At 57.2% G+C, this 11,113-nt stretch carries 10 protein-coding genes; 6 read left to right on the top strand and 4 right to left on the bottom strand.

The window, feature by feature from the left end; genetic code table 11:
• Positions 1 to 533 precede the first annotated feature (533 nt).
• The 3 genes from NKH95_RS32835 to NKH95_RS32825 form a co-directional block, all read right to left on the bottom strand.
• Complete coding sequence (locus NKH95_RS32835; RefSeq protein WP_352894528.1) at positions 534 to 953, bottom strand: DUF2267 domain-containing protein; 420 nt, start codon at positions 951 to 953, stop codon at positions 534 to 536.
• A 509-nt stretch (positions 954 to 1,462) separates the two neighbouring features.
• Positions 1,463 to 2,392, bottom strand: coding sequence for an isopenicillin N synthase family dioxygenase (locus NKH95_RS32830; RefSeq protein ID WP_352894526.1), 930 nt, complete (start codon positions 2,390 to 2,392; stop codon positions 1,463 to 1,465).
• A 1,184-nt stretch (positions 2,393 to 3,576) separates the two neighbouring features.
• Positions 3,577 to 5,262, bottom strand: coding sequence for a GMC family oxidoreductase (locus tag NKH95_RS32825; protein WP_352894525.1), 1,686 nt, complete (start codon positions 5,260 to 5,262; stop codon positions 3,577 to 3,579).
• 166 nt (positions 5,263 to 5,428) lie between these two features.
• On the opposite strand from NKH95_RS32825, the gene NKH95_RS32820 reads away from it, so the two are divergent.
• The 6 genes from NKH95_RS32820 to istB all read left to right on the top strand — a co-directional run bounded on the left by NKH95_RS32820 (position 5,429) and on the right by istB (position 10,814).
• Complete coding sequence (locus NKH95_RS32820) at positions 5,429 to 6,172, top strand: hypothetical protein (RefSeq protein ID WP_352894523.1); 744 nt, start codon at positions 5,429 to 5,431, stop codon at positions 6,170 to 6,172.
• 781 nt (positions 6,173 to 6,953) lie between these two features.
• Complete coding sequence (locus NKH95_RS33510) at positions 6,954 to 7,289, top strand: helix-turn-helix transcriptional regulator (RefSeq protein WP_502895420.1); 336 nt, start codon at positions 6,954 to 6,956, stop codon at positions 7,287 to 7,289.
• A 340-nt stretch (positions 7,290 to 7,629) separates the two neighbouring features.
• A complete protein-coding gene (gene tnpA, locus NKH95_RS32810) occupies positions 7,630 to 8,103 on the top strand; it encodes an IS66-like element accessory protein TnpA (protein WP_352894522.1) in 474 nt (157 codons plus the stop codon).
• A complete protein-coding gene (gene tnpB / locus NKH95_RS32805; RefSeq protein ID WP_352894521.1) occupies positions 8,084 to 8,386 on the top strand; it encodes an IS66 family insertion sequence element accessory protein TnpB in 303 nt (100 codons plus the stop codon). Before tnpA ends, tnpB begins: the two co-directional genes overlap by 20 nt.
• A 96-nt stretch (positions 8,387 to 8,482) precedes the next feature.
• On the top strand, positions 8,483 to 10,012 hold the full coding sequence (gene istA, locus NKH95_RS32800; RefSeq protein ID WP_352894531.1) for an IS21 family transposase: 1,530 nt from the start codon (positions 8,483 to 8,485) through the stop codon (positions 10,010 to 10,012).
• A complete protein-coding gene (istB, locus tag NKH95_RS32795; RefSeq protein ID WP_352894519.1) occupies positions 10,002 to 10,814 on the top strand; it encodes an IS21-like element helper ATPase IstB in 813 nt (270 codons plus the stop codon). Before istA ends, istB begins: the two co-directional genes overlap by 11 nt.
• Positions 10,815 to 10,924: 110 nt before the next feature.
• On the opposite strand, the gene NKH95_RS32790 is transcribed toward istB, so the two are convergent.
• A partial coding sequence (locus NKH95_RS32790) for a transposase (protein ID WP_352894517.1) occupies positions 10,925 to 11,113 on the bottom strand: 189 nt, incomplete at its 5' end.

The following is an 11,113-nucleotide window of genomic DNA, read 5'->3' as shown; positions in this document are numbered from 1 at the left end:
CCGAGCGGCTCGTTGTTCTCGCCGGGATAGGCCCAGGGAACCTCGTTGGAGAAGCCGATACGGACCGTCTCTCCGTTCTTGATCTCTCCAGCAGCGCCTGCGCCGAAGCCGAACCGGCAAACGAGGCGAGTGCCATCGCTGCTATGCCGACTGCGGCAATTCCCCTCAGGATTGCGCGTCTCAAGGGCCCATTTCTGGTTTCGTCATGTTTCCAGCTGTCTGGCGCCTTCCCCGTTCTTGTTTCGCCACTGAGCCCATCAAAACACACTGTGAGACGACTTCATGTCCGTGCATTTACATGAATCACGATGCAACGGCTCCCTTGTCATGCGGGCCTTTGAACCCAAGAAACTGTTCTCGCAGTGGGAGCATATAGGCCGGCGATTTAGCCTTGCCCTACGGTGATCGGTGTCAATCGGTCGGACACCCTTGGTTGCTTAGTTGCGGACATGTCAGGAAGCGCAGCCAAATCAGTTTCTCGGTCGAGAACGCTCCCAAGCGTTGGCTTCGTGGATGCTCATGGCGCAGACGTCTCAGACTGGCCAAAGGTCATGCAGCGCACTTGGAGTGGCGGCCTTGGCATCTTCGACCTCTGCTGCAGGTAAGCGGTCCACAAATTGGGCTAGGACCGAGCGGGCAACCTCTTCCGGATCCACCGCCGGGTCATGGTGGACGCCGTCGTGGATTCGGTCGAGAAACGAGTTCCGGTTTCTGCCTTTGGGGCGGCGGCTGGGATTCCAACCCTCGTAGTAGTAGCCGCGAAGTAAAACTGGCAACTGTGCTCCCATGTAAACAGCCTCGTCGCGATCCAGGCAGTCGCGCAGGGCGTGCAGCGTCGCAATCAGAACGTGGTAGACCTGCTCGCGATTCTGCCAGCGAAGTCTCCACATCAGATCGCTGATCCAATTCTGGGTTGCTTGCAATGTGCTATTGAGATCACGGCTCACACACATGAATTTCTCCTGTCCTTGACACCTTTCAGGATCAGTTTACCCAACAAACAAAACAACGCGCCCGCCTGGACACATCGGAGCCCCATCGATGATGGAACCGCTCTAGTGAGGATGTGCTGCTATGCTTGGAGCTGGCATTCCAAGCTTGAGCTTTCCAAAAATTGAATACAATATATTTTATCTCAGTGTGCTCACTAGAGACTTTACCACTTGTACTTACACCACCAAATATCAGTGAAATACTTCGATAACGCTGGTCATCGATTCCGTTCGGCACTAGTCGCTCCGCTTTCCTTTCCAAAGTTATCCCCGCAGCACAGCAGCACAATGAAAAGCCGTGGTACTGCAGCTTGCCTGAAAAGTAGCGATAAAATCTCGTTCGGCACAATCCAACACAATGTGTAGGCACAGCGGCGGACAAATTTGTTCTGGACGATTTCATCCAGGGCAGCACATCCAGGTGTGCCACCTCGTCGCCGTAGTTTGCTCAGGCTTCATGAACCGAACACTTATTGCAACTCTCGCGCGCGTCCGGCGCCTTTCCCCTTTTCCCATATTGACTCGTAGTTGCGCAGCATCATTTCCGAGACACTGAAGGTGTGCTTTCCTTGCCGGGAACTCAGGCGTGCGTCGATGTCGGGATAGATAAAGAAGGGAAGCGAAATTCGTTCAGCCGGACCAGGGTGCACGACCTGATGCGGCGTACTCTTGAACCGGTCGTCGCTCAAGGCCTGAAGCATGTCGCCCAGATTGACCACCAGACTGCCAGGGAGGCTCGGCGCCGGTGTCCAACGCCCGCCGAACCACACCTGCAAGGAGGGCGTGGGGAGTTCCTCCTGCGGTAGCAGCGTGAAGAAGCCATTGTCGGTATGCTTAGCGGCCGCGCCGCCAGTAGACGGGTACCGGATCACGCGTTGCAGTACCGTCGGCGGGCTGAAATGGCGTCGGAACCAGCCCTCTTCCATTTCGAGCAGGTCGGCCAGCGCCATTCCGAGCTGCGGCACAACCCCGTTGAGCACGGTAGCCTGCAAAGCAAGCAGGCTTCGAGCGAAACCAGGAGCCACCGCATCATCCGGAAGGCGTGTGCGTCCGGCAAACGGACGCCGGTCGCCTTCATTCTCGATACCGAGGTCGAACATCTCCTTTGGATCGGGGCCGGCCTCGGGATGCAGCATTTCGCCGTGCAACGGACTGTATCCACGGGCGGTAGTGGGGTACACGTCTTGGGCAGAGTGACCGTAACGTTCCTTTGTCGACTGTGGCAACGCGAAGAAACGCCGCGAAGCGTCGATTGCTTCTGCGATCTGTTCTTTCGGGATTCCGTGCTCGACAAGGTAGAAGAACCCGTAGTCCTCGCAGGCTAGGCGTAGGCGCTCGCGCTCTTCGTGTTGCGTTGCATCGGCCAGTTTTGCCAGTGAGATTTGCGGTAGCGTGGTCATAGTCGCTCCTCCATTGGTGCTTTGGCCTTATGGGATTCCTGGAAAACCTGGTACCCGGCATTCTTGTATGCAATGTATCTGCCGTCGTTCACACTGCGTGCTAACACTGGGAAGCCCGTATGTCGCTGACGCGTCATCACTGGGTGCGCACCCCACAGAGCTCCTAGGAGCTTACGAAAATAAATTCCGCTCGGGCGCGTGGCGCGAGCTAGTTCGCGCAGCCAATCCGGCCTGAGATGCACAGGTGTGAAGAGGCCGTCGCAGATCGTGAAGTGATGGTTAGGTCTGGGGTATCTGGAGAGCGGCCCATCAAGGCCGACAGCCTTTGACATCGCGGTGAACGCCGGTGTGCTGGACCTTTTTCGACTTGGTGAAACCGCTGTTTCTATCATTTTTGAGGTACGCATGGAGCTCCCGTTCAATAAGCAATGCCATTGAGACATCTTGCATAACTATGTTGTGGGCACCTCGAGTTATCCAACAGATTTGCGCGATTTTCAATACAGGAAAAATAAACAATATGTGATCTATTATTACATATCCCTTGCCGAGCTTAACAATCTTGTGACTTAATCTTCACAATGCGCCAAAAAATAGGATGTTGAGGAACTTTCCTGTAAATGCCTAGGGGGCCCTGTTCGACGACACGGTCGAAGATTGGCCGAAACTCGTTCGAATTTCACCTGAACGTGCAAGCGGACCCCGTATGGTTTCAGCGCGTGATGCGAACGTTCCAGCGGGAAGTTGCACCGCATAACCTGGGTAGAAGCCCTGAATGGGCTCGTGACCGTGTGGTCGACGAGATTGGCGCCTCGCGGAATCGGGCTTTCAAGTTCTCAGCAAGGCTGGCCGCAGTACCTGAGGTACCGGATCGCGGTCCGCACCTCTTCATGCGTGACACCTATCGCCTTTGCCGGTGTCCATACACACGACTGCCGCGAAAGCATCGCCTTAGTGCGTCGGCAATGGGGAACAGCATGCATCCACGGTCGTAGGAATGCAATGTCTATAAGGAGGCGATTCCAGACACCCGGTGAGCGGCAGCGACGGCAGCCCGACCTCTTTGGGCCCTGCCTCCGCGACTATGGCAATAGTCACGGCAATGACGAGTTATCAACCTCGATCCACCTGCCGGAAGACGAATCCCGCCGCTCTCCTCGATGAAGCTTTTGAGTACCTCTTCGCTAGCGATTCCGGTCTTCTTTCAAAATCGCATCAGCCATCTTCTCAGCCACCATGATCGTTGGAATATTTGTGTTGGCCCGGGGGCAGAATGGCATCACCGAAGCGTCGGAGATCCTCAACCCGGGAACATCGCGAACGCGGCCCGACGGGTCGGTCACGGCGGTAGGGTCCGAGGCTGCCCCCATCCTGCAGCTCGACGTCGGATGCCAGTTGCCGGTCACGTTCAGGCGGACAAACCGATCCAACTGCTCTTCGTCATTAATCAGATCTGAAATGCTATGACCATCGGTTATGACGTGTCTAATGAGACCCCGACGCAGGCGTGGAGAGCAGTCCATGAGCAGAGCCAACACCGAGGTAAGCCCGTAATTAATGCAATTGACCTTGCTAACCTGCTTCGCCCGTAGGTTCCAAGCTGACGGGAACGGATCGAGTGCCACGGCCGACAGTGAATCTTGCTTCAGCAGGCGGGCGATAAAACGGAATCCTCGCCTCAATCGCGCGGCGTCCCGGTCATCGCTCAACCAGTTGAAATCCACCTCCGGCGCGATTGCGTGCGAGCGATCCTTCAGGACGATGGTTCCTGTCGAAAAAGTGCGGTTTACCCAGAAATAGAGGGAGCCGAGGCGCTTGCCGAGCGGGTGCCAGGCCGACTTGGCAACCGCCGATATTGCCATATCCGTCGAAGGGCACCCACTGTAGCCCGACGAGTAACGAGCATGGATCTGGATGTGGCCGCTCACATTGGGAGCCATGCGATCGCCTAGTTTCAAATACGTCGAAACGGCGATCCCTGGATGTTCCTGAAGGCTCTGGCCCACACCTTTCAGCTCTGTAACGACTGGAATACCGAGCTTTGTCAGTTGCTCGGCCGGACCTATCCCGGAGCGCATCAATATGGCGGGCGAGTGGATGGCTCCGGCGCAGAGGACCACGGTGGAAGCGCGGTACGACTGCCGGCCCAAGTTGTTTTCCGTCTCGACACCCGCTATGGCGCGTCCTGAAAAGGCCAGCCGCACAACCGTCGTTTCCGACAAGATTGTCAAATTGGGCCGAGAGCGGACGGTCTCGGACAAGTAGGCCATCGCAGCAGAAACCCGGTGACCGTTTCGGTTCGTCAACGGAACAGCGGAGTATCCGTCACCAAAGGCACCATTGAAGTCCGGCCTGAAATGAATACCTGCATTTTCATACGCTCTCGATACCGCTCGGATAAAGCCGGACCAGTCTGATTGCCGAACACGCCTTATCGGCAGTGGACCCGCTTTGCCGTGAAATTCGCCGTCGAAATCCAGATCGCATTCCAGGCGGCGGAAGTAGGGCAGTACCTCGTCCCAACCCCAGCCCGTTGCACCGCTTGAGGCCCATTCATTATAGTCTTCGGGACCACCGCGGTTCGCCACCTGGGCATTGATGCTGGAGCCGCCGCCCATGACCCGGGCCTGCTCGTAATGAACGGGCTTGCGGCCGTCCCGTATCATGGTCGCGTCGAGTGACGGCCACTGATAATCGGGATTGAAGTAAGCACGCGTCGGATTGCCGTCGAGGATGTCGTCAGGGACGGCGTTCGGGGGCGTATCGGGACCGGCCTCGATGAGCAGCACGCGATTTCCATCGGCGGAGAGCCTGCTCGCCATGACGCATCCAGAGGAACCCCCACCTACGACGATATAGTCGAAAACCAAGGCAAATCCTCCCTTACCATCCGTATGCCCCGACTGGGGCAGCAGGTGTTAATAGGCTACTTCAGCAGTGCCTGGAGCACGCGTCAACTATCAGATGCAGTGGTATTAGTGCTTGCCGGGAAACTGTAGAAGCCATGGGTCAGCCCATTGATAAGGGTGCAGCGGCATGCATAGCAACGTGACGACGCTGGAGGTTTCGAAGTACCTCTGTGCAGCAGAGGAGTTGGGGCGCAAGTCCGGCCTTCGTATTACGATGGGCGACGATTTTGAGGAATACGTTGGGATTACCGGCAGGCTTCCTGGGAAGTCACCGACTTATCCAAGCTTCCGTCCCGACAGTTCTGATCTTCTGCCTGGAAAGGCTTTTTGGATCGTCGGGCGGGATCGGGAAGGGAGAGTAGCGCATGTCCAGGCACTGCGTTTAGATCATCTATCCAACACAGACCTTGCTGAGCACCTTGGGTCGCTCAGAGCTTGGTTCGCGGATCCTAACCTCAAAGCCGGGCCCGGTTCCTCGTCTCGCTGCGATGCGCCGACTGCTCGGAACATTACCGGGCTGGTCGCGTATCATGGCGACATCTGGTTGCGCGAGGACTTTAGAGGCCGGGGACTCTCTACCTTTATCGGTCGAATTGCATTCGGACTGGCTTGGGCTAACTGGGCGCCAGACTTCATATACGCGCTGGTTTCCGGCTGGCACATCGAAAAAAGCGTAGTCGATCGCTACGGCTATCTTCATTGCGAGCCGCACGGATCAGTCCTGCACTTGCCTGCGCACGGGATAGACGACGACGATTGGCTCGTTTGGTTGACGCGAGACGAACTGTTGAAGACGCTTCGTGCTTCGCCACCGAGTGCTGTGCCAATAGCACCCTCTCATAATGGACAGCATCGCGCGACGCTGATCTGACGCCCCACCAAATGCAGTATGAGATCGCCTCGTCCTGGCGATTGGCAAGGTCCAAATGTCCGGCAACTGATCAGTTCATGCATGAACCTCAGCGACGATCAATCGATCAGGCCAGAATTTCCAGCGACGGCCATGCCACAAGGCTGCGGATTCTAGGCGAGATCAGTGGCGCTGGGCTCGGTTAGCCATGGGTTCGGGGCACAGTATCCGTCAATCCCGCTATCGCGACCCCGGCTTTGAGACTGCACCAATCCGGCTGCGCTGTTGGTCCTGCGCAGCAGTGTTTGGTCGCGACCAGAGTTGGGCTGGTCCGCAATATTAATGCGGAACCCTCTGCAGTTCTGCCTGCTGGGACGTGGCTTAGAAGCTGCATTCTTCACCGGCCAACGGACGGGATCCGGATCTTGTGACCGACGGCGAACTCGGCATGTGGCTTCCCCGAGGCTCTGTTCCAAGAAGGTCTCCGACGGAACCTACACGTGATCGCCGTGGACGCCGGTTCAAGCGACCAGGGGCCATACTATCCACGAACTGACGTCTCCTTTGATGGAAAGCTCCGTGAAAAGCGGGATCTCCCCGCGGGATACCCGTCATCATCGGATCGGCGGGCGGAGCGGGAGTTGGGCGCATCTCAACCGGGTCGCCGAGATCTTTCGGAGATTGCGCCAACTTGATCAGAAACTAAGGTTATTTCCCTATGTTGCGCTTTGATGACGATAGCGAAGCATAAATTCAAGTTAAGTAACACTGATAACAGCAACGATGTGGTAGAGCTGTGACGATGCCAGGCCTGACGAGGACGGCGCGCGGAGCCGTACTTTCAAAGCCGGCAGCTTGTGGGCCAGTGACACCCTCCTGTGCGGATGGCTGTGGAGCAGAGACTATGGAACACCGGCGGATTAGCGGCATCGAGGAGATACCTACCCTCTCTCCAAGAGAAAAGGAGTGCATCCTATGGACGGCGAAAGGGAAGTCGTCGTGGGAAATAGGGCAGATTATAGGTATATCCGTAAACACTGTTAACTTTCACATAAAAAATGTTATGAGGAAGACGGACACTGTTAGTAGAACAACAGCGGCCATAAAATCACTACAATTTGGACTTATCGAATTGTAACAAAAAAAGCGGTCTAAAATCTCGCCGAGTGTCATTCCGCACAAAGAATGTCATGCCTAGGTCACGATGCTTCCGTTGCGGAGAAAGGAACTCCTGCGATTCGGCGGTTTCAACGTCCGTCGTGCCAGGAGTTTTCTTGAACCTGCATCTGTCGGAGCCTAGGAGCACTAATTCGGTCCATTTCGGAAATGGTCCAAGGCGAGCAGCGTCGCACTGCACACTGACGCAGGTAAACGCCCGATCGATGTAGGAAGAAGGTAAGCGCGAATTTCCCCGCACCTTTTGCTGTTGAGTGCTCTGATGCATGCAGGTGTCCACCGAAATAGGTGGACACCAAGTGATGGAAGAAGATGAGCAGAAACTGCGGGTGAGGCTTGTCGGTCGGGACGGGCGACGCCGATACGACCCGGCATCGAAGGAGCGTCTTGTCTCGGCCTGCCTTGAGCCTGGCGTGTCGGTATCGAGGCTCGCGCTCGAACATGGGGTCAATGCGAACCTTCTTCGGAAGTGGATAAAGAAGCGCGCGGAGACCCAGTCCCTCCCGCCGTCCTCATCACCGGGGTTCATCCCGGTTCAGATTGAAAGCACTTCCGATCGGGCCTTGCTGCGACAGAGCAGCATGGCTGCGGTGGATTTGCCGGGGACTTGCGATGGGGTGCGTGGGTCGGCATCGAAAAGGACTGCGCCTTTTTCCTCTCCAGCCAAGGTGAGCGCGTCGCTGCCGAACGGCGTGAAGTTGACGCTGGAATGCGGTGATGTGGATGCATTGACGGCGACCATCGGAGCACTGGGCCATGTTCAGACTGGGCGCTGACCTGAAAGTCTACCTGCACCGCGAGCCGATCGACTTCCGGGCCGGCATCAACAGCCTTGCGGTTCTGGTCCAGGAGACGATGGCGCTCGATCCGTTTGCTCCGGCGGTTTTTGCGTTCTGCAATCGCCGTCGCGACCGGATGAAGCTCCTGTTCTTCGATCGGTCCGGCTTTGTGCTGGTCCTGAAGCGGCTGACCGAGGACAAGTTCCGGTGGCCGCGCCGGGAGGCAGCGGTGATCACGCTTACGACCGAGCAATTGCACTGGATTGTTGATTGCCACTGAGAACTGACCCGGCAACACAGGATATTTCCACCGAGAATTGACCCATGTTTGACCCTTACCCTGCGTTTTTTCAGCGGGGATTACGGAGTGATCGACATGGCATTATTGAGCGTGATCCGACGCTGGCATTATCGAGAACATCTATCGATCCGTGAGATTAGCCGTAGGACCGGCCTGTCGCGGAATACCGTGCGCAAATACCTGCGTGTGGATGGGGTGGAGCCGAAGTTCAAGGTTCCCGAGCGGCCGAGCAAGCTTGACCCTTTTGCCGACCGTTTGTCGGCCTGGCTGAGGACGGAAGCCAAAAAGAATCGCAAACAGAAACGTACGGTGAAGCAGCTTCATGCCGATCTGCTGAGCCTTGGCTATGAGGGGTCTTACGGTCGTGCTGCGGCTTTCGTTCGGGAGTGGAAGGCGGATCTGCAGAGGGAATTACAGACGACAGGGCGCGGGACATTCGTGCCGCTTGCGTTCGATCCGGGTGAAGCATTCCAGTTTGACTGGTCGGAAGACTGGGCGATCATCGGCAATGAACGCACCAAGTTGCAGGTGGCTCATACGAAGCTAAGCTACTCCAGGGCCTTCATCGTTCGGGCCTATCTGTTGCAGACGCACGAGATGCTGTTTGACGCCCACAATCATGCCTTCCGTGTGTTTGGCGGCGTTCCCCGGCGCGGCATCTACGACAATATGCGGACAGCGATCGACAAGGTCGGGCGCGGCAAGGAGCGCGACGTCAATGTCCGTTTCATGGCCATGGCCAGCCACTACCTCTACGAGCCTGAGTTCTGCAATCCGGCCTCTGGCTGGGAGAAGGGACAGGTCGAGAAGAACGTCCAGGATGCGCGTCACCGACTGTGGCAACCCATGCCGCGCTTTCCATCACTGGAAGCCCTGAACGACTGGCTGGAGCTTCGATGCAAGGAGTTTTGGCACAAGACCCCGCATGGAAAAATGCGCGGCACCATTGCCGATATCTGGGCTGAGGAAGCCCAGGCTCTCATGCCGGCGCCCCGTCTCGTCGACGGCTTTGTCGAATACACCAAGCGGGTCTCCCCAACCTGCCTCGTGCATCTGGAGCGCAACCGCTACAGCGTTCCGGCGTCCTTTGCCAACCGGCCCGTGAGCCTGCGGGTCTATCCGGATCGTGTCGTGGTTGCCGCGGAAGGTTTGATCATCTGTGAGCATCGCCGCGTCATCGATCGCTCGCATGACCGACCAGGGCAGACCGTCTATGACTGGCGGCACTATCTGGCTGTTGTTCAGCGCAAACCAGGCGCCCTACGCAACGGAGCACCGTTTGCCGAACTTCCCGATGCATTCAGGTCGTTGCAGCAGCATTTGCTCAAGAAGCCGGGCGGTGATCGCGAGATGGTCGACATCCTGGCACTTGTGCTGCAACACGACGAGCAGGCCGTGCTTCTGGCCGTGGAGATGGCGTTGGAGGCCGGCGTTCCAACCAAAACCCATGTGCTGAACCTTCTCCATCGGCTCGTCGACGGCAAATCGCTCACGCCCCCGACCATCAGTGCTCCTCAGGCTTTGACGCTCACCAATGAGCCGAAGGCCAATGTCGAACGCTACGATGCTTTGAGGAAGACCGCGGAGGTCCGCCATGCGTCATAATCCCGCCAGCGGCGCAATCGTCATCATGCTCCGGAGCCTGAAGATGCACGGCATGGCGCAAGCTGTAGGCGAACTCACCGAACAGGGAGCGCCAGCGTTTGAGGCCGCCATTCCGATCCTGTCGCAACTGCTCAAGGCCGAGACGGCGGAACGTGAGGTCAGGTCCACAGCCTACCAGCTCAAGACCGCACGCTTCCCAGCCTATCGCGATCTCAACGGCTTTGACTTCGCCAGCAGCGAGATAAACGAGGCGCTCGTGCGGCAGCTTCATCGTTGCGAGTTCGTCGATGAAGCCCACAACATCGTGCTCGTCGGCGGCCCTGGCACAGGCAAAACCCATGTTGCCACGGCCCTCGGCGTGCAGGCCATCGAGCATCATCACAAGCGGGTTCGCTTCTTCTCGACTGTCGAGCTGGCCAATGCGCTGGAACAGGAGAAGGCACAGGGACGATCGGGCCAGATCGCCAATTGCCTCGTGCATTCCGATCTCGTCGTCCTGGACGAACTTGGCTATCTGCCGTTCAGTGCATCAGGTGGAGCATTGCTCTTCCATCTGCTGAGTAAGCTCTACGAACGCACCAGCGTCATCATCACCACAAACCTCAGCTTCAGCGAGTGGGCGAGTGTCTTCGGCGATGCCAAGATGACGACCGCGCTTCTCGACAGGCTGACCCACCATTGCCACATCCTCGAAACCGGAAACGACAGCTTCCGCTTCAAGAACAGCTCCGCCCACGAACCCAACAAAGCGAAGGAGAAAACCAGAACCTTGACCCTCAACCCCGAACCGAAACATACATGAAAGGCGGGTCAAATCTCGGTGGAAATGCCGGGTCAGTTCTCAGTGAAAATCAACATGCGGGGAAATGAGCGCTTACGGAAGAAGTATACGTTGGCTAGAGCAGAATCTGATCACTCAGGCTCGTATCCTGCGGCGCAGAAGTAGTTTGAGCACTCCTCGGCGGTGAAGCGTGGCAAGGCGTCGCGGATTGCGTCCCAAAGCTCGGGGATGTTGCGTGCGGCGGCTTTCCTGAGGATCGACTTCAGCTTGGAGAAGGCATTCTCGATCGGGTTAAAGTCGGGGCTGTAAGGCGGTAGGAA

Origin of the sequence: Mesorhizobium sp. M0848 (assembly GCF_040319805.1) — a bacterium.
Taxonomy (GTDB): Bacteria; Pseudomonadota; Alphaproteobacteria; order Rhizobiales; family Rhizobiaceae; genus Mesorhizobium.
Note: the sequence above shows the minus strand (reverse complement) of the source record. Positions and strands in the feature narration are given on the sequence as shown.